This window comes from Bartonella jaculi (assembly GCF_039543045.1).
Taxonomy (GTDB): Bacteria; Pseudomonadota; Alphaproteobacteria; order Rhizobiales; family Rhizobiaceae; genus Bartonella; species Bartonella jaculi.
The window spans coordinates 1-23,849 of the sequence record NZ_BAABIZ010000014.1; the positions used below are offsets into that span (position 1 = coordinate 1).

The 23,849-nt window shown below is 35.4% G+C and carries 17 protein-coding genes and 1 pseudogene; 12 read left to right on the forward strand and 6 right to left on the reverse strand.

Annotated elements, in window-relative coordinates; all coding sequences use genetic code 11:
- From ABD915_RS06155 to parE, 8 genes and pseudogenes are all read left to right on the forward strand, one after another.
- Window positions 1-343 (forward strand): annotated as a pseudogene (locus ABD915_RS06155) (recombinase); the annotation flags it as partial.
- Window position 344: 1 nt separating this feature from the next.
- Window positions 345-968, forward strand: coding sequence for a lambda exonuclease family protein (locus ABD915_RS06160; RefSeq protein ID WP_345116605.1), 624 nt, complete (start codon window positions 345-347; stop codon window positions 966-968).
- A 113-nt stretch (window positions 969-1,081) separates the two neighbouring features.
- Window positions 1,082-1,300, forward strand: coding sequence for a hypothetical protein (locus tag ABD915_RS06165; RefSeq protein ID WP_345116607.1), 219 nt, complete (start codon window positions 1,082-1,084; stop codon window positions 1,298-1,300).
- A gap of 7 nt (window positions 1,301-1,307) precedes the next feature.
- Window positions 1,308-2,351: a tyrosine-type recombinase/integrase gene (locus tag ABD915_RS06170; RefSeq protein ID WP_345116609.1), complete on the forward strand. Its 1,044-nt coding sequence runs from the start codon at window positions 1,308-1,310 to the stop codon at window positions 2,349-2,351.
- Between the two features lie 999 nt (window positions 2,352-3,350).
- Window positions 3,351-3,995 carry a LemA family protein gene (locus ABD915_RS06175; RefSeq protein ID WP_345116611.1) on the forward strand — a complete coding sequence of 215 codons (645 nt, stop codon included), beginning with the start codon at window positions 3,351-3,353 and terminating at the stop codon, window positions 3,993-3,995.
- A complete protein-coding gene (locus tag ABD915_RS06180) occupies window positions 3,995-4,846 on the forward strand; it encodes a TPM domain-containing protein (RefSeq protein ID WP_345116613.1) in 852 nt (283 codons plus the stop codon). Before ABD915_RS06175 ends, ABD915_RS06180 begins: the two co-directional genes overlap by 1 nt.
- 146 nt (window positions 4,847-4,992) lie before the next feature.
- On the forward strand, window positions 4,993-5,730 hold the full coding sequence (lipB, locus tag ABD915_RS06185; RefSeq protein WP_345116615.1) for a lipoyl(octanoyl) transferase LipB: 738 nt from the start codon (window positions 4,993-4,995) through the stop codon (window positions 5,728-5,730).
- Between the two features lie 83 nt (window positions 5,731-5,813).
- Complete coding sequence (parE, locus tag ABD915_RS06190; protein ID WP_345116617.1) at window positions 5,814-7,871, forward strand: DNA topoisomerase IV subunit B; 2,058 nt, start codon at window positions 5,814-5,816, stop codon at window positions 7,869-7,871.
- 19 nt (window positions 7,872-7,890) lie between these two features.
- Here parE and recJ read toward each other — a convergent pair whose 3' ends face one another.
- The gene (recJ, locus tag ABD915_RS06195) at window positions 7,891-9,675 is read right to left on the reverse strand and encodes a single-stranded-DNA-specific exonuclease RecJ (protein WP_345116620.1); all 1,785 of its coding nucleotides are present in this window, start codon (window positions 9,673-9,675) and stop codon (window positions 7,891-7,893) included.
- Between the two features lie 290 nt (window positions 9,676-9,965).
- On the opposite strand from recJ, the gene rplM reads away from it, so the two are divergent.
- Together rplM and rpsI are read left to right on the forward strand one after the other, a co-directional pair.
- A complete protein-coding gene (rplM, locus tag ABD915_RS06200; protein ID WP_345116622.1) occupies window positions 9,966-10,430 on the forward strand; it encodes a 50S ribosomal protein L13 in 465 nt (154 codons plus the stop codon).
- 2 nt (window positions 10,431-10,432) lie between these two features.
- Entirely contained in the window at window positions 10,433-10,918 is a 486-nt protein-coding gene (gene rpsI, locus ABD915_RS06205) for a 30S ribosomal protein S9 (protein WP_345116624.1), read from the forward strand.
- Between the two features lie 314 nt (window positions 10,919-11,232).
- Here the strand turns inward: rpsI and ABD915_RS06210 are convergent, their stop codons facing one another.
- The 5 genes from ABD915_RS06210 to ABD915_RS06230 form a co-directional block, all read right to left on the reverse strand.
- Entirely contained in the window at window positions 11,233-11,598 is a 366-nt protein-coding gene (locus tag ABD915_RS06210) for a response regulator (protein ID WP_345096953.1), read from the reverse strand.
- A 1,962-nt stretch (window positions 11,599-13,560) separates the two neighbouring features.
- The gene (locus ABD915_RS06215) at window positions 13,561-13,875 is read right to left on the reverse strand and encodes a hypothetical protein (RefSeq protein ID WP_345116626.1); all 315 of its coding nucleotides are present in this window, start codon (window positions 13,873-13,875) and stop codon (window positions 13,561-13,563) included.
- 2,662 nt (window positions 13,876-16,537) lie between these two features.
- On the reverse strand, window positions 16,538-19,306 hold the full coding sequence (locus tag ABD915_RS06220; RefSeq protein WP_345116658.1) for an autotransporter outer membrane beta-barrel domain-containing protein: 2,769 nt from the start codon (window positions 19,304-19,306) through the stop codon (window positions 16,538-16,540).
- 993 nt (window positions 19,307-20,299) lie between these two features.
- A complete protein-coding gene (locus ABD915_RS06225) occupies window positions 20,300-20,785 on the reverse strand; it encodes a hypothetical protein (RefSeq protein WP_345116628.1) in 486 nt (161 codons plus the stop codon).
- Window positions 20,786-21,227: 442 nt separating this feature from the next.
- Window positions 21,228-22,622 carry an amino acid permease gene (locus ABD915_RS06230; RefSeq protein ID WP_345116630.1) on the reverse strand — a complete coding sequence of 465 codons (1,395 nt, stop codon included), beginning with the start codon at window positions 22,620-22,622 and terminating at the stop codon, window positions 21,228-21,230.
- A 456-nt stretch (window positions 22,623-23,078) separates the two neighbouring features.
- Here ABD915_RS06230 and ABD915_RS06235 point away from each other — a divergent pair, with 456 nt between their 5' ends.
- Together ABD915_RS06235 and ABD915_RS06240 are read left to right on the forward strand one after the other, a co-directional pair.
- Entirely contained in the window at window positions 23,079-23,288 is a 210-nt protein-coding gene (locus ABD915_RS06235) for a hypothetical protein (protein WP_345116632.1), read from the forward strand.
- Between the two features lie 168 nt (window positions 23,289-23,456).
- The gene (locus ABD915_RS06240) at window positions 23,457-23,822 is read left to right on the forward strand and encodes a hypothetical protein (protein ID WP_345116634.1); all 366 of its coding nucleotides are present in this window, start codon (window positions 23,457-23,459) and stop codon (window positions 23,820-23,822) included.
- The last annotated feature ends 27 nt before the right edge of the window (window positions 23,823-23,849 follow it).

Here is a 23,849-nt window from a genome sequence, read left to right on the forward strand (position 1 = left end):
AGGCATTTATGAAGAAGATGAAGCAGCACGTATCAATGACGCAAACCATACCATACAAAAACAATTGGTGTCTCATGATATGCTTATGAACATCAGAACACTTATAGCACAAACGCAAACAGAAGAGAAAAAGGTACTTGCTTATGCAAAGGTCGAAAAACTTGATGATATGTCTGATGATCAAGCTAAAACAGTGTTGGATATCTTGATAGATAGACAAAATAAGCAAATAGCTCAAACACAACAAGAGCAAACAGACGCTCCTATACAAGATGTCGAATATATTCACGTCCAAGACATCGAATATGAACCAATACAACAAGAACAACAAACGGCGGTGTAAGATGGAACAAAGAACAGCACAATGGTTTCAAGCGCGCTTGGGTAAAGTCACCGCATCTAATGTTTACAACATACTCAGTAAGACAGCAAAAGGATTGCCTACAAGCAAATATGAAGACTACAAAATCAAACTCATTACAGAACGCTTAACGGGCGAAGCCAGCCACCATTATGAAACTGAAGATATGCGTTGGGGCATTGAAAATGAAGAAGACGCCTTGAGAGAATATGCATTCATTTATGATGCCGATATAACAAAATGCGGCTTTATCCAACATCCTACAATGGAAATGGCGGGGGCAAGCCCTGATGGGCTTATTGGAGAAGATGGTTTAATCGAGGTCAAATGCCCAAGATCAGCAAATCATATGCGCTTCTGTATAGATAACGTGATCAAGCCTGAATATATCGCGCAGATGCAATTCCAAATGGCTTGTACTGGACGCCAGTGGTGTGATTTCGTAAGTTATGACCCACGTTTTACTGGTCAATCAACGCACTTGCGCATAAAAGTCAAACGCATCCACCGTGATAAAGAACAAATTGAAGAAATCAATAAAGCCGTTGAAACCTTTTTAGCAGAAATAGAACGAGAGATAGAACGACTCTCGACAAAAGCTGCTTAACCTTATGGGGGTGCTCTTACAGCCTCTAGCACCCCCACCCCTTTCCTAACAACTTTCAAGCAATGCGTGATTCACGCCACACGTGAATTGCATCTAATGTAAGGAGAAAAGATATGGCGCCTCGTCCAGCTGCTATAACGCAACCAGCCATTGCACGCGCTTTAAGAGAAGCTAAAAAGCAAGGGTGCGAACTCGTAGAAATCAAACCTACCGGCGAACTGCTTATCTATCTTAAATCCGATATCCCAATACCAAATTCAGTTAACCACCCAGACAAACTTTTAGATTTGTCAAAGAATGAATATTACGAAAAAAAGCTCTTACAAATGTGAAACCTCTATGCCCAAGCCTCGTCCTCCTCATCTTGTGAAACAAATTACACAACATGGAAAAATTGTATGGTATGTGCGTATTGGTCATGGAAAACGCATTAGAATCCGTGGAACCTATGGAACGCAAGACTTTGTTGACAACTACAAAAACGCTCTTGCCGAATTACAAGGGATTATACCTCCTAAACCTAAAATCGGTAAACTTACTGAAGGTTCATTTGCATGGCTGCTTAAACAATATTTTAATAGCGTCAATTGGTATAGCCTCGCTAAAGCTACAAAAAGACAACGGGAACTCATTCTGATGAAAGTTTCTGACACCATAGGAAACATTCCATACCAAGCAATTGATAAGAAACATATCATAGCTGGTGTTGAACGGCGTAAAGAAACACCTTCAGCTGCCCAAAATTTTCTGAAAGCCCTTAATGGACTTTTTAATTGGGCAATTGAACAAGATCTTTTGGAAAGCAATCCAACAATAGGAGTCAAAAGACCAGCTCTTAGCAATAAAGATGGATTTGCTGCTTGGACAGAAGAAGATGTTGAAAAATATTACCAACACTGGTCACATGGTACCCATGAACGTGTTTGGATTGACGTTCTTCTCTACACGGGTTTGCGTCGTGGTGATGTCGTTCGTATTGGTTGGAAAGACGTCAAAGATAATATCATTCATCTCAAAACAGAAAAAAGCAAATTCCAAACAGATGTTTTTCTTCCCATTTTACCAGAATTAGCAGTGACACTTAAAATTGGTCCTGTTGGAGAGGAAACATTCATCTGTAGTAAAGTTAATCAAAAATTTATCAAAGAAAGCTTTGGTAATGCATTTAGAGACGCTTGTAATGCGGCTGGAATTAAAAAATCAGCCCATGGGTTGCGAAAATTAGCAGCGACGCGTGCCGCTAATTCCGGTGCAACAGTATCACAATTGAAAGCAATTTTTGGCTGGACAGAAGATAAAATGGCGTCCCTTTATACAAAGAGCGCAGACCGCAAAAGGCTGGCACTAGAAGCAATAAAAAAGCTACAAAAAAATGAGGGATAGGAACAAAAAAAACGTAATAATTCAATACCTATAAAGTTCCCTCATATCTTATTAAGATACTGATTTTGTTAAAATAAACTAGAACGCGCTTGGTTAAAAGCCATTGATTTTTAAATTATGGTCTTTATTCCCTTCGCTATTCGATTTTTAAAAATTATAGCTTGTCACCACATTTTGTATAACGTGTCACTAGCTTGTGTGCCAATTTATTTTTTGGAGTTCTTTCAAAGGATATTTGACTTCTCCTGTCTTTTTATTTGAAAGAGAACATCAAAAAAGTATATCTTGCTCTTATTCTAAAATAGCAGAATCTGAAGCTTTTTCTCGGCACATAGACAGTTTTGCATATGTACTTCTGCTTTTAATTCGTTCTTTTTCATCCAGTGGCATTATTTCTGCCCTATTATTAAAACGCGTTTATCTATAGGAATTTCTTTCAGTCCCTGTGATCTAATTGATTTATGAGATAGTAAAACATACCTCACCATAGCAAGGGATAAAAATAAAAGAGAGCGTGAGACAAGTTTTTCTCTTATCGCCCATGCTTATTAACGTAGCTTTACTCTTTTTGTGATGCAAGTTTCTTAAATAAAAATTTTAACCATATATTGCTTTCTTAAAGGAAATTACTCATAATTTATCAATAACGTATTGTTTTTACTGATTTTTTAATGATATCTTTATCTCCAAGTCATCCAGAACTTTCTTTCCTATTGTTATCTCATGAAAACAAGCAAGTTCTGAATCAAAAAGCGAAAAGAGGAGAAAATTTTATAATAATAATTAAAATTAAAAATAAACAATATAAATTGTTTTATAAATTGGTTGATAGAGTCATTATTACTTTCATATTAACTCATCGCCTTAAATACGATACATGCGATAAAAACGCATATAAATATAAATTTCTTCATAAAATGTCTTTTTATAAAATCAGAAATACTTTTTATAGAAAAGGTAAATCCTATATAATCATAAAATGGCTACGGAGATATCTTTATGTTAAATGTACAAAATGCTTCAATTATATTTATTTATCCCATAATCAAAATGTTAAGACGATTCTTAATTGCTATTCTCTTGGCATGTTTAATACCATCTTTAAGTGGTTGCGGATTTAATACAATACCAACAAATGAAGAAAAAGCACATGCAGCATGGAGTGAAGTGTTGAACCAATATCAACGCCGAGCAGATCTCATTCCCAATCTTGTAGAAACTGTCAAAGCCTACGCATCACATGAACAGGCTGTTTTTACGAACGTCATCGAAGCACGTGCAAAAGCAACACAAGTGAACATTAATGCCGACATGTTGAATAACCCAGAAATAATGCAACAGTATCTCAACAATCAAGCAAATTTATCAACTGCACTTTCACGTCTTATGGCCGTTGTTGAGAACTATCCTGATCTTAAAGCAAACCAGAATTTTCTTGCTCTTCAATCACAATTAGAAGGGACTGAAAACCGTATCTCTGTTGCACGCCGTGATTATATTGAAACAGTACGTGTATATAATACTGCATTAAAAACAATGCCAACAATGATTTGGGCAAAACTATGGTTTCGTGATGCTAAGCCTATGCCCACATTTACGATCGATACCAATAGTCAACAAACACCGAAGGTCAATTTTAATTAATGAAATCATTTCGATACTCTTCGCAACGTATTGTATTTATACAATTATGGGCTTTTATCTGCTCTCTGTATTTAGTTGCTGCATTGGGGAGTATTGCTTGTTCACAGACAAAATTTCCTCCTTTAACAGGCTATGTTAACGACGTGGCTCATTTGCTCGATAATGCAACAAAGGAAAACTTGACAAAAAAACTGGCTGCACTCGAAGAAAAAACAGGTGACCAAATTGTTCTTGTAACTCTCCCCACCCTTTCAGGAAGTGATATAGAAACCTACAGTAATTCTCTTTTTCGCACATGGGGATTAGGTCAAAAACAGCTCAATAATGGTGTATTACTGGTCATTGTACCGAATGAACGCATAGTACGTATTGAAGTAGGATATGGTTTGGAAGGAGAGTTAACAGACGCTCTTTCCTCCGTCATCATTAATAACTTTGTTGTTCCCAATTTTCGCGAAGGAAATTATCAAAAAGGAATTGTTGAAGCAGTTGATGCAATTATTAAGGTTATTACAGAAAGTGATTCTGATTTTACCTTTCGAATCAAAGAAAAAGCTAAAATTGTTGAAGAGCAACGTAAACAAGCTGAAAAAGAAGAAATGCTAATCAGTGCAATTCTGTTTTTAGTCTTTTTTATAATGTTTGGTCTCCCCATTCTTGCAATGATTTTTGGTAAAAAAATAGGTCCACAAAAGTATCTCTGGCTAGGTATCATCTTCACACCTTGGTTTCTTAACTTAAGTGCCGGTGGCAGATACCCTGGTGGAAGATTCGGTGGTCCTCCAAGTGGAGGAGGTTTCAGGGGTGGTGGTGGATCATCAGGTGGTGGTGGTGCAACAGGGAGATGGTAAAAAGAAGTGTAGATTTTTGGGCGTAACGAATTTTCTTAAAATAAAATTTATAGACCTATTATCTTTTAATAAATAGCTCTATACCTTACTCTGCAATCACCTTCGTTGATTACAATATAAACTCGAACGCCAATGTAAATCCTGCCATGACATTTGAATTGAAACATACTGATCGTAATCACTTACAACATCACTTTAAAACAATCGCTGGCAATCCACCTGTCGAATGGAAAATAAGCGATAGCTTGGTCGAATATCCTGAAGCACTGCATTATATGGAAAAGCGCGTAGAAAATATTCTTGCAAAAACCGCACGTGAACAAGTATGGCTTCTTGAGCATCCTTCCCTTTATACAGCTGGTACAAGCGCGAAAAAAAAAGATCTTTTAGCACCTCACTTATTCCCTGTTTATGAGGCCGGCCGTGGCGGTGAATTTACGTATCATGGTCCAGGACAGCGTATCGCTTATATTATGCTTGATCTTAAACGTCGAAAACAAGACATTCGTGCTTTTATTGGTGCGTTAGAAGAATGGATCATACAGATGCTTGCAAAATTTAATATTAAAGGTGAACGCCGCGAAGATCGCGTCGGTGTTTGGGTTAAACGTCCCAACAACCCTTTAATACAAAGCAACTTCTCTCCAGAAGATAAAATCGCGGCTATTGGCATTCGTGTACGCAAATGGGTAAGCTTTCATGGCGTTTCTATCAATGTTAATCCAAATTTAGCGCATTATTCAGGAATTGTTCCTTGTGGAATTACAAATCATGGTGTAACCAGTTTTCTTGATCTAGGTTTCCCTGTAATAATGCATGATATTGATATTGCTCTGAAACAAGCATTTGAACAAATTTTTGGTCCAACAGTTGATGTTTCCTAAGTTCATTGATTTTTAAATAAAAAACAGGCATAAAATCTATTTTGATTAAATAGTTTATTGAATGAGGTGGATAATCAAACGCCATGAGCGATAATAACAAAGATCTTTTTAGTGTCTTAAATAATACTCAGTCTCGGATAAATACAAAAGAAAAAAGTCCGCAAATTCCAGTGAGCTCAGAAGCGATGACTTCGAAAAAAGATACACACGAAGATAACTATAACGCGCACTCAATTCGAGTTCTTGAAGGCTTAGAACCTGTGCGTTTACGTCCTGGAATGTATATCGGTGGAACAGATAGTAAAGCGCTTCATCATTTGTTTGCTGAAATTATTGATAATGCGATGGATGAAGCCGTTGCTGGTTATGCGGACTTAATTGATGTATCTTTAGATAAAAATGGTTATTTAACGGTTACAGATAATGGACGTGGCATTCCTGTTGAAAATCATCCTCAAATGCCTGAAAAATCTACTCTCGAAGTCATTATGACGCAACTCCATTCAGGTGGAAAATTTGATGGAAAAGCTTATCAAACTGCTGGTGGGCTCCATGGAGTAGGAATTTCTGTCGTCAATGCTCTTTCCGATGATATGGAAGTAGAGGTAGCACGAGAACGAAAACTTTACCGACAACGCTTTTCGCGCGGTATTCCTCAATCTGGATTGGAAGATTTGGGCGATGTGTATAATCGTCGTGGCACACGTGTTCGTTTTCACCCTGATGGTAAAATTTTTGGTGAAAAAGCAGCTTTTGATCCAGAAAAAATTTATAAGATGACGCGCTCTAAAGCCTATCTTTTTGGCGGCGTAAAAATTCGCTGGAACTGCGATCCTGCCATACTCGAAGGTACAAAAAATATTCCTGAGAAAGCTGTTTTCCACTTTCCTGATGGACTTAAAGACTATTTACTCTCGTCTTTGGAAAATGAATATCGGGTCACATCAGAAATTTTTTCTGGTAAGACAAAACACTATAATGGTCATGGCTCTGTTGAATGGGCTGTCGCTTGGCATGGTGGTGATGCCTGCGTACAATCTTACTGCAATACTATTCCCACTGGAGAAGGTGGAACACACGAAATAGGACTGCGTCAAGCTCTTTTGCGCGGATTGAAATCCTACGCTGAATTAATAGGAAATAAGCGTGCTGCTATCATTACCTCCGATGATGTTATGATTTCAACCGCTGCAATACTTTCAATTTTCATCAAAGATCCTGAATTTGTTGGACAAACCAAAGATCGATTAGCTACAATCGAAGCACAGCGTATCGTTGAAAATGCAATACGCGATCCTTTCGATCATTGGCTGACAAATTCTCCACAGGAATCAACAAAACTTCTCGATTGGGTTATTGAACGTGCTGAAGAACGCGTTAAACGGCGCCAAGACAGAGAAATAAGTCGAAAAACTGCTGTACGTAAATTACGTCTACCTGGCAAACTCGCAGATTGTAGCCAAAATTCTGCCGCTGGTGCTGAATTGTTCATTGTTGAAGGTGATTCTGCCGGTGGTTCCGCTAAACAAGCGCGGAACAGAGCAAACCAAGCAATTTTGCCTCTTCGTGGTAAAATCTTAAATGTGGCCAGTGCCGCACACGATAAAATGAACTCAAGCCAAACAATTGGTGATCTTATACTTGCTCTTGGATGTGGAACGCGGTCTAAGTATCGCGAAAAAGATCTCAGATATGAACGTATTATCATTATGACGGATGCGGATGTTGATGGTGCTCATATTGCCTCACTCCTTATCACCTTCTTTTTTCAAGAAATGCCTGATCTTATTCGTCAAGGACATTTATACCTTGCTGTACCTCCCCTTTACAGGATATCGCAAGGAGGAAAAGTTGCTTATGCACGTGACGATGCCCATAAGGAAGAATTACTAAAAACTGAATTCACTGGGAAAACTAAAATCGAGATTGGACGCTTTAAAGGGCTTGGAGAGATGCGTGCTGAACAGCTTAAAGAAACCACTATGCATCCTCAAAAACGTACCCTGTTACGCGTTTCTATTGACGCTGTAGAAATGCAAGAAACAAAACATATAGTAGAAAGCCTCATGGGAACAAAGCCAGAAGCAAGATTTCGATTTATACAAGAAAATTCTACTTTTGCTTCTAATCTAGATATATGATTTTCAAACAATATTCCTCTCAAACCACTGCTGCTGCATCAATAACGCGTAATTGTGGATTGATAGTTCCATTCCAATAATTCAAACTAAGATTACCAGCCAAATGGATCATTTCACCAATGTTTTTAGAAAGGAAATCACCAAGTGATGTCCCTATCGCACGGAAAGCTATTCCTTGCAGTTTTTTTCCTTCCATATTAGAAATAACAAGGCGGAGATGCCCTTTTCCCACCTCACTTAAATTGATTAACCGATGAGAGGGAAAAACAAAGACAGGTGTCGTATTCCCTGAACCAAATGGCCCTGCTTTTTCTATCATATCAAAAAGCGCTTTATTGGCTCCAGAAGCAGAAAGACAACCATCTATACTAAGAGACCTTTTAGCATGCAACTGTGAAACTCTTAAAGAAACTTTTTCTTCCAGCCACTCTCGAAAATGATCAATTTTTGTCGATTGAATTGTGATTCCAGCTGCCATACTATGCCCTCCCCCCTTTTCTAATAAATTTAATGCAACAGCTTCACGAACAAGTTCTCCTAAGTCTATACCGCTCATTGAGCGCCCAGATCCTACTGCGCTTCCATCTTCTTTCAAAGCAATTGCAAAAACAGGACAAAAAAAACGCTCTTTTAAGCGGGATGCAAGAATACCAATGATTCCAGGATGCCATTCTTGATGAGCAATCACAAGTGACAACGGTGTTTCTCGCTCTTGACAGAAAGAAGCAATATAAGATTCTGCTTGCGCTAATTGAATACCCTCCATTTCTTGGCGTTCTTGATTAAGCCGATCCAATTGTTCTGCTATTTTGTCAGCTTCATCTTTATCATCACAGCAGAGCAAACGTGCTCCCAAAGCTTGGTTTCCAATACGGCCTCCTGCATTAATTCTAGGACCTAATAAAAAACCTAAATGAAAACTATTAAGCGGCTCACCTATACGCGCAACTTTAGTTAAAGCTGCTATCCCGAAATTATGCATAGAACGAGCAACTTGAAGCCCTTTCACGACAAAAGCGCGATTAACGCCTTGTAACGGAACGACATCACATATGGTCGCCAATGCAACAAGATCAAGCATGCTTAAAAGGTCAGGAAGCTTTCCAGCAAAGTTTTTCTTCCGCAACAAATGATGAACCCAAGCTAATGTAACAAAGACAACGCCAGCGGCACATAAATGCCCTTGTCCAGAAAAATCATCAGGACGATTAGGGTTGACAAGAGCAACAGCTTCCTGATGGATCTCTGACATTTGATGATGATCTAAAATCACAACATCAGCCCCTGCAAGCCTTACTGCTTTTACTGCATCTGGACTGTTGGCACCACAGTCAACGGTGATAATCAAATGGGCACCTTCTTGCACAAGCATTCTCATTGCTTGTTCATTTGGGCCATATCCTTCAACAATACGATCAGGAATATAAATTTTTACTTTGATACCCAAATAACGAAGAAAGCGCGCTACAAGTGCCGATGAACAAGCACCATCAACGTCATAATCACCAAAAACAGCAACCTTCTCTTGATTTAAAATAGCTTTAACGATGCGCTCTGCTGCTATTTCCATATCCATAAAACTTTCTGGATCAGGCATGAGCGTACGCAATGTGGGATTGATAAAAGCAACAGCTTCAGATTCATCCACATTTCTTGCCGAGAGAACGCGCGCTAACGCATCTGGAAAACCAAATTTTTGAGAAATAGCGCGCGCATTATTTATTCCTCGAATATCAAGGGCATCTAACCAAGCCTGACTACAAGCAGAAGATTCAACATTGAGAAAATAACGAGGACGCTGCATCGTCGTTCGTTTTACAATGAAAGCAAATAAAATACAATCAACAGTTAGAGATAAAGCACTCTTTTGGAATATCCATTCTCACTTAAAATGTATCTACACCCCAATGTGGAGTACCATAATACCTCAATCATAAGACTCTGTTTTTATAAGTTTTTATTTTCTCTTGACGTGCAACAAAAGACATTATATCAGAGCGGATGATACGCGTTAAATATCGCTATGGTAACAATTTTCAACGCAAAGCAACAAAAATGCCCTTATGTTAAAGGGTTTTAATAAAGGATACTTCTATGGCAACTTTTTCACAAAAGCCAACTGAAGTGGTGAAAAAATGGGTTATTATTGACGCAGAGAACCTCGTTTTAGGTCGTCTTGCCACATTCGTTGCTAACCGCTTACGTGGCAAACATAAAGCTACATTTACTCCACATGTCGATGATGGTGATAATGTTATCGTCATTAATGCAGACAAAATATCTCTTACTGGTAAAAAATATACAGATAAAAAATATTATTGGCATACCGGATATATTGGTGGAATCAAAGAGCGCACAGCACGCCAAATCCTTGAAGGACGTTTTCCTGAACGCGTTATTGAAAAGGCTGTGGAGCGCATGATTCCTCGTGGACCACTTGGTCGTCGCCAATTGAAGAATTTACGTGTTTATGCTGGAAGCCAACACCCGCATGCGGCACAACAGCCCGAAGCTCTTGACGTTGGTGCTTTAAACCGCAAAAACAAAAGGATTGCTTGATTATGGCTGAAATTAATTCTCTTTCTGAGCTTGGTGCAGTAACAAATATTGTAGAAGCCAATGAAAATGTCGCTCCTGTCCATGTGCAAAAACTTGATTCACAAGGACGTGCCTATGCAACAGGAAAACGTAAGGATGCTGTTGCTCGCGTATGGATCAAACCAGGCTCTGGAAAAATCATCATTAACAATAAAGAATTCGACAAATATTTTGCGCGTCCTGTTCTTAGAATGATTCTTCGTCAACCGATTGTTGCAACCAACAGAGATAGCCAATTTGATATTGTTGCGACCGTTGCAGGCGGTGGTCTTTCTGGACAAGCAGGTGCAGTACGCCATGGTATTTCCAAAGCTTTAACCTATTACGAGCCAGAACTTCGCGCAATTTTGAAAAAGGGGGGCTTTCTTACCCGTGATAGCCGCGTTGTTGAACGTAAAAAATACGGTAAAGCAAAAGCGCGTCGTTCTTTCCAATTCTCAAAGCGCTAATTTCAACTTTTGTTGCAAGACATCGAGCCCCGTTTTTGCGGGGCTTTATGCTTATTAAAGCGATTTTTTGAAGAGAACGGGGGTAACCAATCCTTCTCTATCGTGAGAAAAATTTAAGGGCGTAAAACGATTATTTTTTTCCTGATAGATAAGAGCTCAAAGGAGCTTGATCGGAAGCCTTTGGAAATCTTGGATTCAATTTTTAAGATCTATACTTCAGTAGCTCAGACCTAACTGTGCGCCCGTTTACAAAAACATTCGCGATACAACTGCAGTTCCCTCATTAGCTTTTTCTATCATCACTTAGTATAGCTTCAGTCTAAAAAGTGCTTTACCATTGTGATAAAATGCGGAACAGAGATCGGCTTTGACATATATTCTTCACATCCACTTGCACGAATTCGCTCTTCATCCCCTTTCATAGCAAAGGCCGTTACGGCAACAACAGGAATAGATCTCAATTTTTCATCTTCTTTTAATTGTTTAATGACATCGATTCCTGATACCTCTGGCAACTGAATATCCACAAGGATAAGAGAAGGCATTGATGAACGCGCTAAATCTAATGCCATAAGACCATTACGTGTTTCAACGGTTTCATAACCACTCGCCTCTACAAGATCACGAAATAATTTCATATTTAGTTCGTTATCTTCCACGATCATGACTTTTTTTGACATTAATATAACTCCACCCTTTTTAGATAAAATAGATAAATGAAACTTAGTACATATTACCTCTTAGCTAAAGTAAGATGATAAAAAAAATTGTAAATCACAAAGAGACTAAATAGCTCCTGATAAACGCATTTTGCACAACCATTCGTAATGCTAATCATTATGCTTCTTTTAGTTTATAAGAATGAAATCCATAATAATCATAAGATTGTATTATTGTATTTTTTGGGGAGGGATGCAAAAGTTTCTGGATATCAAAATCACAGCGCATACCCTTTTATCGTAAGACAAGGTATCAATCACGAAAATTAGTTCAAATGCCAACTTTAAATAAAAAAATTAAGTAACTTTGAGGTGCATAGATTGTTTTGATCAATAAGCAATCCAGTGTTGTGTATGTGAATTCAAAAGCGTTTACTATTGTGATGTTTTGTTATCTCAAACACTTGTATTATATATTAATACAGCTATTGAATAACAAATCAGAAAAAGGTTATCTACGGATTTCAAATGAAATTTTAGAACAAATCATACCATGCAATTAATACATTATTAAATGCAAAAGCGTTAGCATCAATGGAAAATCTCATTATAAATGCTCAGTATTTTCTTAGCACTTATTTCCTCTCTTGTATTATTTTCAAAAGGTGTTGGTAAGAAGGTATGAATTTCAGGCAAAAAAAATCTCACTCTTTTTTAACCTCTACATCATCAATCACATTAGTTTTATCATCGATAAGCAACAACATCCATATAGCTATAGGTTTATTTTGTACAACATCAGATTAAAGAATCATCTTTGTTTATTGAAAAGAGGATACAAATTTTTATTTTGCTCTTTGACCCATTAGCCACGAAAAATAAGCTCATTAAGATTTTAAAATAAGAAAAATAAATTTTATACAATATAATAATAGCAATTGTAATAAATAATAAAAAATACAGTTTATTTTATAAAGTTTAATATAGAATTAAGTAAATTAAACTTATAAAATATAATAATAAATGTAACAAAAGACATTATGGAAGAAAAATATAAAAAATAAATTTACTAGTGATAATAGCTTTTTCTTAGTCTATTTTTTACTGTAACCTTTAGATTCATAGTACAAAAAAATATAATTGTAAATGTAATTACAATTATGATTGAATGCAACAATTCTACAATAAAATTAATAAAATCCATCCACATCAATAACGCCCACCATAACAATTAAAAACTAAAATATACATATATTTCAATAACATCTACCGATAGCACCTACTTGCCTGATATGAAGCTTTCATTATCCACTTTGTAGAGTTGAAAAAGTATAAATACTGTTTACGTTTATTAAAAATTTATATATTTAATTAGTTTAATAAATAATAAAGTCCAAAATATATTATAAAGTAAATAACAATTATAATTGATCCTAACTTTATAGACTGACACCAAGTAGGAAAAGTTGATTTAGAAAAATATATACTCAAAAGTACAAAAATATTTGTTGCAAATAATGCGTTTTTAATAATAAAAATAATATCAGTCATAATATACTTCATTTAAAATAGTATAAATATCACAATAATAGTTATTTATTATATTATTTTTACTTTTTATATATAAAATAGTTAATTAAAATAAATGATTAATTACATAAAACTTAATATAATAAAATAATATAAAAAATGAAATTACTCTTATTAATTACTTTTTTCTTAATACCGTTTTTACTACATCCTTTATAAGTATAATATAATTCAATAAAAGATATAAATATAATCAAGCAACATATTGCTAAAAATAACTCAAAAAATAATATTAAAAATATTCATAACAAATAAAATTTCCGAATAAAATATATATAATTATATATTATATATAACTGAAACTCATTTCACAAACAAATGTAGGCATATTTAATTAAAATATGTCTACAAATATATTATTATTTTAAGTATATATCGTGTATGTTTTATAAATTACTTATTAATACATTGATAAGTATTATATACGAGACCCATCCCACCCCCAGTAATATAACCAGCTGCACCATCGATTACTGAACCCACATAACCTCCCGCTGTAGCGGCTCCTAAGGCACCCGCTACAACACTTAAACCTCCTGTTTCCGGTGCAAGTGCTAGTGCTGCACCCCCTCCTAATATAGCTCCTTCAACTTCATCTACATGCGATCCTATCGAGTGACCTACTTGCCCTGCTGAATGCGCTGTATTAAAAAAAACTGAAGGACTACATGTATTGCCTGAATCATGTGATAAACTTGAAATACTCATTTTAATTCTCTTTATATATTTAAATGACATATCATAACGATACAGTTGAAATTGCCTATCATACGATTTAGAACAAAATCAATACAGTATTAAATAATAAAAATACGCATAAATATATAAAATACATTATTCTTATATTATTTTATATAAATTGTATATTTTAATTAAGCAATAATAGTATTTACAATACTTTTAAAACATGGACATGAAATACAGTTTTCTCTTAACAAAATAATAAAATCAAATGTATTATTTACCCGAAAATTTGCTATCCTTCTCTTGTTTTACAAAAACCATCAAGAAATATATTCACACCGTCATCGAACTCAGTTTTGTTGCTATTGTCTTGCGTGCGCACTGATTAATCCTTTTATTTTTCAGATGATTATCTGATCGCATCTTTACCATATCAGCGCATTGATTTATAAAGATAAGTTATTGTTTTGCATATTGAATGAGAATACCGAATACAAGTAAGATTCTTTCATTTCATCCCCTCTTACAGTGAATCAAAAAATATTCGCTTGAACATCATAAGCGGGATCGCCTGTGTTGATAACAAACCGTTTAATAAAGGAGTGAAATGCCTCTAATAAATCGTTTCAATACAAGGGCTGTCACAACATTCCGGCGAGCAGAAAACCCCTATATTATTCGTTGATCCCGATGATTGTTATCATGTTGTTTAGCATAATTCTTAGCACTATGTCAGGCACTTTAAGAGCTTATTTAGCCAATCGGCTTACACTAGAATTTGAGTGTCGCATTCACAGTCACGTTTTCAGCTTCTCCTCATCTGTTTTACACACTTAACACGTAGAAAAACTATCCAAACGTATCTGAAAAGTTTCTACATTGCTATAAATAAACATATGTTAATAACATAATGAAAAAAAACATAATCGTATAAACACTAAAACTCTTATTGTTAGTGATTTTTTTCAGATTTTTCCAACCATAACCGCTAAATTTAAAGAGAAAAATAACTATAAAAATACATATTTTTTAATATTACAAAATTACCAATAATGTCTACAACAAAAAATAAATTAATATATTTCATTATAAATATACATGAATTATTTTATATGAAAAATGAACATGAATCATTATGTTGCAATAATACATATAAATAAAAAACGATATAATAAACAAAAATATTTTCAATTTCTTTTAGTGCAACACTTATATTCATGGTACAAAAAAATAATTCTACAACAATATTAATAAAATCAATTATAAAAAGAAGAAAAATTTTAAATATATAACTTTGCAAAGTAAAAATATTCTTTAAGTCTTTTTTATTAAGAGCTGTAAACACATAATCTCGTATATTCATTGCCATAAATCTATGCTTCATAGGCTCCTGATAACATTGAGTTACCAAAAATTAAAAAAATCGCATTTATTACAACTACAAAAATAATAAATTGATGAGAAAGATCACGCAAGATTGGAAACAATAAAAGCATCGAAGCATTTCTAACGTAAAGCATTCCATCAAAAAAACACTTTTTTATGCTTCACGCGATCAGCTAAAATACCGGTAGGAATATCGGCAAAAATTCTAATGCAAAGATATTGATACGAAAAGCACAAATATTTCATAAGAAAACCCGCCTATAACACCTAAAACAAGCGCATTCATCGTGTTAGCAACAGTTTTCCTTACACAACTATAAATTTTACGTATATCCAACACAGCGCTCAAAAAAACTGGTTCCCTCCTGTCCCCCATAATTTTTATTTTCTATAATCGTCGATCTTAATTTATAAATTCTATCGACATAGTATTACAAAATGCACTACGCTTCGTATTTACTCTTATCATGGATGAAAAGCAATTTATGCTTAATTATTTAAAAATCTTCCGCTTACACCACGAAACATAAAAAGGCTTTCAAAGTATGACTGTCTTTAAATATAAAAAATACAAAACGAACGATATGAATTAGTTTTCTATCAGAGTTAAGCAGAAATTTTGTAAAAAACTCTAATATCTCATTATCGTATCTCTCTCACTTATAATGAAAAATCATAGCTTTTTCCAAGCTACATTGGCAAAGAGGTTTCATAAAGAATTAGTTTCTAAAGAGACATTATCATTTAATTCGTCATTCTTACCGTGCTTCATATCAGATTACTCATATATGTCACTCTCGTTTTGGCCATTTCAGATTAGCGTCCTCCTTGTCCATTTGGCGTTTCTTCGTGTTCAATAAAAATTTGTACCAGTTGCTGCTTTTTTGTTCTAACTTATACATGAAAATCTTTATAAAAGTTGAGCGATTAAGGCAGACATTAAAGAATAGCTAAAAAATAAAAACATATAGCTTATTGATTATATTTATTTTATAAAGGCTTTCTATAAAGATCCACTCTACAAGTTGCTATAGCTGCAAAAATTCTAAAAAATAATCAATCCGAGAAAAATCTTTAGAGTGATGACAGCTTTCATTCTTTTGATCTTTCCTCCAGTAATAACAGATTCGCTTAAATTAATTTAAAAAATGGAAAAACATCATAAAGACAAAAGCAAGACATAATAGCAAACATTACCACTTTCTGATGTACTCAACACATCTTAGTATTTTCCATTTCTGTCTTAAACTCAAAAATACACTAAAGCCTTTATCTTCATTACAATTTTCCAAAAGATTGATTAAAAATGATAACGCAATCCACCAGAAAAACGAACTCCAGAAAAACCAGCTTTAGTGAATTTACGTTGATAGATTAGATCACTACGGAGTGTCACTTTAGGGGATAAATGCGAATGGATACCCAATCCAACTTCTAAGAAAGAACCAAAGGCTCCCAACTGGAAAGCATCTTTAAAATGCACAAATTGTTTTTCTCTAAAACCATGTGCAAAATGAAGCTTGCCATTGAAGGAAATAACGCGCCCCTCTTGAGAAGCAGGAAGCGTTTTTGTTAAACGCCCACCAATACGCATAACCAACTGATCCAATTTTCCCATCTCAATATCAAAACCATCAATATCACGAGCCTTATGAAACTGAAGATGTTGATAAATAAGCTGAACCTGCGGGTCAAAAACAAGACCTTTATCCCCTGTCGTAAATTCTTTTCCAGCAGATAAAGAAATGTTCAGAGGATTTGCTGTTAATGCTGCTGTTTTTCCCCACGTATGGGTAAGAACATCACCTTTAAAGAGACCATAAGATAAAAAAGCATCCACATAAAAGCCTGCATTATGCATCATGCTGCCATACGCCGTAACTGACCACTTATTAAATGTGCTTTTTTGGCTTTGTTCAACATCCAAAGGACGCAAAGAAAGTTTTCCGTGTGTCCCCGTAACCCCAAAGGATGTAATACTGTATGCGCTCTCTATTGTTTTGAACAAAACGCCTGTCTCTACAGAGTGATAGTCAAAATTGCCTGCGTACCCATATTCAAATGCGGAAAGATCTGAGACATAATGATAATTTCCACCATAACCACGAACAAATAAAGCAGGAATTTCATTGTTTTCGAGCAGTCTTCCGGAGACAAATCGCGTAGTTCTCAACTGTTGGTTTTGATTGCTGATATCCACCAAACCAGCATGGAATAAAACATTGGGTAAAAGAAGATAGGTTGGAACTTGTGGAACAACATCCTTCACCTTTAATTCAGATAATTCAGAATCAGATGTCACAGATGCAACCGAAACAGACTGAACATACTTACTCTCGAGGCGGAAATCCCAAAAATCTCCATCGCCTTTAACTAACCTTTGAGCAGTCTGTGCCTTCCCCAAAGAAGAACTTGGTCCATACGCGTGGAGATAATATTGGTATGGCAAACCTTCCAACGCAATATAAGTACTACTCAACTGAAAAGCATCTTCAGCGGCTTTTCCAGAAACTTGAATAAGTGAAATACTTTGAGAATCCCCGTTACCTGCCATCCCTTTCTGAGAATCTTCAACAAATTGCACATAGACTGTTGTTTTTCCAGAAACATCACCATGAATCAAAAGCCTGTCAGTCTTTTGATTGTTGAGCGAACCATCAGCATTAAGATGCGTATTAAGATAAAGGCGTGCATTATCCTGCGCACTATAAGCTTCTTCCGCCCCTTTTCCAATATGAAGTATCTGATACTCCTGAAATCCTAGAGGTTCGAAGGCAATAACACTATCAGAAAGTTTTACAAACGAAATTGACGACATTACACCGTTCAAAACTTGCTGATTTATGTCTTTCCTTTTTGTTAAAACCCATTTTGACCCTTCCGTCAAATAAAGTTCAGCAATAGAATCATCAGCAACACGGGTGCCCCCTGTCAAAGAAGAAGAAGAAGCCAAAACCGCCACAGAAGCCCCCCTCTCAGCTGTTAACAATAAATCACCGGAAATCTTTGAGCCTTCTGTTAGTGCGATATAACTACTACTCTTCTTGCTATAAATAGCCGTACCATCTGGTACCTCAAAAATCGTCTTTTTTAAAAAGACTATTGCTTTTTCGTATTCATGGTTTTCTTTATTTCTATCAAAATGCATACCATGCTTGTTACCTGTCACCGTCATTGTCGAATCTTCAATATTAACCCGCGAAATTAAAATATCTTCTTCTTGGTTGACGGCTGACTGTACGTTAAAATCCGCTCCAACTCGTAAAATACCAACATCAGCAGCCATAATATTGCTATCCTTTAAATAAAGAGAGCCATGCGGATTTACATTTAAAACTGTATGAGCAACCTTACCTTCTTTATTCGTATTTTCTTTATCCACCGTTCTCTGGCTTTGTGATGTAATGGTCACACCATCTAAAATTGTACTCCCCCTTGATCCCACATAAAGGGCAGCCGCCCCTGTTACATCAATAGAGCCTCCCGTCATCTTAATACGCGCATCAGCACCACTGAAAAGAGCTACCTCTTGGCCAATACCCTGACCTTCTATCTTAATTTGGGTATTCGTTAAAAGAACAGATGTTCCTTGCTTCTCTGCGTAGACACCTACCTGAGAAGCCTCGATTGATCCACGATTTACCTCAATTGTTCCATTATCAGCCTTAAAACCTGTTGATACATTGTTAAAAGTTGAATCACCCAAAACAACTTTTCCACCTTGCAATGCAATTACGCCATAGGTACCTTTCACACTATCAGTACCTTCAACGTGTACACGCATTGCCTGAATAACTGTATTTGGCTCCTCTGCTACTATAACAGCAGATGATATAAGAGAGTTGTTACTCCCATTCTTTTCCCTAGGTAGTGTAACAAATTGGTACGCTTTATCACTTATTGTATGTTTTGCACCATCATTGCATCGATAAGGTAATTGTCCTTCATCGCACGAAAGCGATACCAATGAAGAAGAACGTGCCTCAACATCTATGTTTGGTAAAAAAGAAAAAATAGCTACCGTAAAAACGTGCGAATATAAGCGATTTTTAGACGCTCTCATCATCATCATTCTTTAAACTTTCTTTTTCTTAACAAAAACAAAAGGTTTAGATACAAAGATTTAAAATTCAATAAGTATAAAATTAACAAATAAAAATACCGCTTACATCATTTATAATAGTATGAATAATTTGTTTTGTGCTTTATGTAAAGCGAGAATGAAAAATAAAAAATCACAATTTACGCTTGTTGCAACTTTTTGAAAATGATCCCCCAAATTATAAAAAGTCGTGCAAAACACCAAAGAAAAATCTCAATGGGCTTATATTGATAATGAAAAGTACTATGAAATACAAATTTTGAAAAGAATTGAATTTAAAAACTTAACTCAGTTTTTAGGAAATACAAAAGCAATAAAAATACAAAAGAGATAAAGTTTGTGGAAAATAAGACAACAAAAATCTCTTTGATAGCAACAACAATCTAAAGTGATGTTCACCAATATATACCAACTGATGTATCCAATTTTGATATCAAAGCGGCCAATGTTTAAAATAAAAATTTTAATATGTAAACAGAACCTTTGGATAAAAACAAAGCTCCCTTAGGGCCCTATCATAAATGCTTCACCAATAGTCCATGAATCGTTTCGAAGATGTTCTTTAACATCGCTGCCTTTACCTCATGCAAAGATGAAAGCAATCCCTAAATAGACCATAAGGTGAGAGAATATTTACGTAAAATGACTTGCGTAATACCGTGGATCTCCAGATAATAACCTAAGATACAGTGTGCGTGAGGGGACACCATTCTGAAATTGAGAACAATCAAAGCCAATTATTCAGCAAAACCAATTTTACTGACGACGAACCAATGTAATTTAGCAAAACTATTTTTTTATATCGAGTAAGTTTCAATAAACAATAACAAATAAGAATATCCACACAGTCTAGACGTCAATAATACCATTGCTGATCTGAAGCCTGATTGATTTTATCTGTAATTGGGTTAAGAGAGGCATTGTTTTTAGCTCTCTTCCCTATTCGTGTTTTTCAACCACTTACTTCTTTGAGGATGTGCGTGACGCTGATGGTCGCTTTTGTAAAGCTTTTTTCATTTGTTGACGCTTTCTGTCATTCTCAAAATGCGTTATCAAAGCACGTTCTTTTTTCGTTGCATTGCTCACACCAAAAGTATCATTATCCATAAACTGCTGATATCCCGCTATCATAAGATTGGTGAGGAACGAGTCACCTTTCGGAGGTTGTGTAAAATAGATCCCTTTTGAATCTTGCAATTTATACCGGAAACCGGCTTTTTTCATGCACTCATAAACTGAGGCAAATTCACTCGCATACGAATCCATATCTTGAGGAGAAGAATAAACTGGTTTCCATCCACATTTTAACAGTGCTTGTTCAACTACAGCTCGATCTGTCCTAGGCTTTTCCCACAAAGCCAAAGTCGATGGGGGAGGATTTCCTATCTGACATCCCGCCGTGCTTAAGAGCGTTATTCCACTCAATAATTTCAATATTTTCTTCATTTCCCCCTCTTTCAATGATTTATTTACTATAAAAAGGCTCATAAGCCTGTTAATATTTTACGATTATAATATCAATATCATATTTAATTTTAAATGAAATAATATTTGCATACAACTTAAAATAATAACAATAATTCTTTTATCAAAAAATACTGCAAAAATCGGAGGAAACTGCTTCTCTTTTCAGAGTACTTTTGTATGAGAGTAAAGCTTGTATCCAGCACTGGTGTAGTTGAAGTTAGGGAGGTAAATTTACGTTATTGCTAATTCGTCAACAATGACCTGTTGATTTTGTAACTATCTCTACTTTATATGACTCGACAGCTATTATCAGCAATAACACACGTATATCTTCCAAACAAAATGAGGATTAACAGGTTGTATCTAATTTTTGTTGAGCAGTTACCCTTCTACCATGAAATCACCAGCCTTTTATTCTAGCTTAATTCTTATTCGCACTTTGCCGTCTCTTATTTTTTTCTGGATTACAAAGTTTAAGTGCATAAAAGCAAACAACAAGCCAAAAAATCCAACTAACACCTACGACTAACACTGGTCGTGTATCATCAAAAAAACATAACAGCACAAAAATAAAAATCATAAATAAGATAGAAAAAATAGGTCCTATTGGCCAAAATGGAATTGGAAATTGCAAACCAGACTGCACTTCTTTAGGCATTTTAAGCCGCATAAAAATTTGCGAAAATAGTATCATCATCCAAACGAAAACTGTCGCAAATGTTGCCATTGCTGCGATAAGAAAAAAAAGCTGTTCATGGTAAAAATAATTCAGAACAACACCAAGAAGGAAAATACCTAAGATCAATAAAATAACAAAGATTGGTATACCATTTTTCGATAAATATTGAAACTTTCTTAAAGCATAACCTTCCTGCGAGAGCCCATGTATCATGCGAGCAGCGCCATACATTGCACTGTTCATTGCCGAAACAGCCGCTATAACAACAACAATGTTCAGAATATTAGCCGCTGCTGAGATCCCAAGACTTTCAAAAATTGAAACGAAAGGACTATCCATAAGGCCAATTTTATTCCAAGGATAAAGTGACATTAAAATGGCTAAGCTCATGATATAAAAGAGCAAAATACGTAAAGGAGTAGAATTAATTGCCTTTGAGAGTGTTTGATGAGGATCTTGTATTTCCATCACTGCCATGCCGATGATTTCTACACCACCAAAAGCAAAGATAACAACACTAAAGCAAGCCAAAAAACCAAACCAACCATTGGGAAAAATACCGCCATTTTTCCATAAATTATGGATACTCACAGTGGAAGAAATAGGAGTTGTTCCCCAACCATACAAAATAATTGCTACCCCTAAGACAATCATAGCAATGATAGCAACGATTTTAATAGAAGACAGCCAAAACTCTAACTCACCATATACTTCTACCGCCGCCAAGTTAATAGCAGTAATGATCAGTGTAATGCTGAGCGCCCATATCCAAGGTGCAACGTCAGGATACCAAAAACCCATATAAGTTGCAAAAGCGGTGATATCAGCCAAGCCAACGAGAAGCATCTCAAAAACATATGTCCATCCTGTTAAAAAACCTGCTAATGGCGATATGTAATTTGCAGCATAACGCGCAAAAGAACCAGGTAGTGGATTGTGAATAATCATCTCACCAAGAGCTCGCATAACCATAAAAATAGCAAAACCAGCAATACAATAGGCTATGAGAACACTTGGACCAGCAAGCTTAATCGCTTGTGCAGACCCGTAAAAAAGACCCGTTCCAATAGCGGAGCCAAGAGCTAAAAAAATAACTTGGCGCTTACTCATACCTCGTTTAAGCTCATTTGTTCCCATTTTTTTCCTTCTTCACTGAATTGTTGATAAAACTCGCACCACAATGCTCACTTTACGCATCATAAAGCCTTGCATTTTTTTCCAGAAGATATCTTTTATAAATAGCATTGAACAATGCCAACCAGACTCTCTATCGTAAACAACGAAAAAACGCTCTTTTTACGCGTTATTCAACTTTTTCATAGTTTATTTTTATCATTTTATTTTGATCAAGTGGTAATGCAATTTTTTATAACTGTCCTTTAATTCATTTTCGTACTCTCTATTTTTTGCAGAAAAAATGCTGAATTTGATGAAACTATTCATTGCAATACTCTCTTCTCGTTTACAAAAATAGAAACTCAAAATTCGTACAGCTACATTTAGAGCGAGTCGTTAAATTTTTTATCAGTACCTTAAGCAAACTCTTTATTACTTTTTTCGCTTAAAACAAACACAAATTGTGCAAAACAGCACATGAAAAAACTTTTAATACCACTGGAATGGCTTTCAATCAGTGATAAAGTGCAACGCAATCCACGTCTTAAGAAATCTGATTGCTTTAAAACACACGTTTTCCCTAAAATGACTATTTTGCCTCATGGTGATCTGACTTATCAACATAAATTCATGAAAGCCAATATTGAAAAAATTGCTTTTGGAAGTGGATTAGCCTTTTGTTTTTAGCAAATACGCTATAAAATCATGAATTATGACTTTATGAATATTTTATTGTGATTTTACCATTCATGAAAGAATGAATTATGTGTATCGCATCCAGTAGAATGAATAATTTTTTATGTATTTCTCTTGTTTTTAGGATATTTTAGAATTACTCAAAACAAAGGAGGAAACATGTTTAAAAACAACATATTATATATTCTCATAACGATTATTTTCTGTTTTTCGCAAATCGTGGAGGTTAATGAAAAACTTTGGAAAAGCAGATCTCAAGAGAATATTTTCACTGCCATGCTAGCATATAATAAAGATATCATTGTTCAGACGAAAGATATGGTTGTTATTCGCATTTCAAATCAAAACGCTGGAGAAAAGAATAGATCTATTATGAGAGAAAACATTAAAAAGAGCCTTATTAACGCTACAATGGCTGTTGTTCTTGGAGAACTTATGCTTAAAGCGGGAAGCTGGTTTAAAAGGTGGGCCGTAACAAAACTTTCCAAAAGCTTTGAAAATTGGCGAGACTCGCTTTACCACTGATTTTAAGCCATTCCAGTGGTATTAAAA

What these genes read in the sequence shown, in the direction of transcription:
- ABD915_RS06160 (WP_345116605.1), top strand. Translation starts at nt 345, where the DNA reads ATGGAACAAAGAACAGCACAATGGTTTCAAGCGCGCTTGGGTAAAGTC.
- ABD915_RS06165 (WP_345116607.1), top strand. Translation starts at nt 1,082, where the DNA reads ATGGCGCCTCGTCCAGCTGCTATAACGCAACCAGCCATTGCACGCGCT.
- ABD915_RS06170 (WP_345116609.1), top strand. Translation starts at nt 1,308, where the DNA reads ATGCCCAAGCCTCGTCCTCCTCATCTTGTGAAACAAATTACACAACAT.
- ABD915_RS06175 (WP_345116611.1), top strand. Translation starts at nt 3,351, where the DNA reads ATGTTAAATGTACAAAATGCTTCAATTATATTTATTTATCCCATAATC.
- ABD915_RS06180 (WP_345116613.1), top strand. Translation starts at nt 3,995, where the DNA reads ATGAAATCATTTCGATACTCTTCGCAACGTATTGTATTTATACAATTA.
- lipB (WP_345116615.1), top strand. Translation starts at nt 4,993, where the DNA reads ATGACATTTGAATTGAAACATACTGATCGTAATCACTTACAACATCAC.
- parE (WP_345116617.1), top strand. Translation starts at nt 5,814, where the DNA reads ATGAGCGATAATAACAAAGATCTTTTTAGTGTCTTAAATAATACTCAG.
- recJ (WP_345116620.1), bottom strand. Translation starts at nt 9,675, where the DNA reads ATGCAGCGTCCTCGTTATTTTCTCAATGTTGAATCTTCTGCTTGTAGT.
- rplM (WP_345116622.1), top strand. Translation starts at nt 9,966, where the DNA reads ATGGCAACTTTTTCACAAAAGCCAACTGAAGTGGTGAAAAAATGGGTT.
- rpsI (WP_345116624.1), top strand. Translation starts at nt 10,433, where the DNA reads ATGGCTGAAATTAATTCTCTTTCTGAGCTTGGTGCAGTAACAAATATT.
- ABD915_RS06210 (WP_345096953.1), bottom strand. Translation starts at nt 11,598, where the DNA reads ATGTCAAAAAAAGTCATGATCGTGGAAGATAACGAACTAAATATGAAA.
- ABD915_RS06215 (WP_345116626.1), bottom strand. Translation starts at nt 13,875, where the DNA reads ATGAGTATTTCAAGTTTATCACATGATTCAGGCAATACATGTAGTCCT.
- ABD915_RS06220 (WP_345116658.1), bottom strand. Translation starts at nt 19,306, where the DNA reads ATGATGATGAGAGCGTCTAAAAATCGCTTATATTCGCACGTTTTTACG.
- ABD915_RS06225 (WP_345116628.1), bottom strand. Translation starts at nt 20,785, where the DNA reads ATGAAGAAAATATTGAAATTATTGAGTGGAATAACGCTCTTAAGCACG.
- ABD915_RS06230 (WP_345116630.1), bottom strand. Translation starts at nt 22,622, where the DNA reads ATGGGAACAAATGAGCTTAAACGAGGTATGAGTAAGCGCCAAGTTATT.
- ABD915_RS06235 (WP_345116632.1), top strand. Translation starts at nt 23,079, where the DNA reads ATGAAAAAACTTTTAATACCACTGGAATGGCTTTCAATCAGTGATAAA.
- ABD915_RS06240 (WP_345116634.1), top strand. Translation starts at nt 23,457, where the DNA reads ATGTTTAAAAACAACATATTATATATTCTCATAACGATTATTTTCTGT.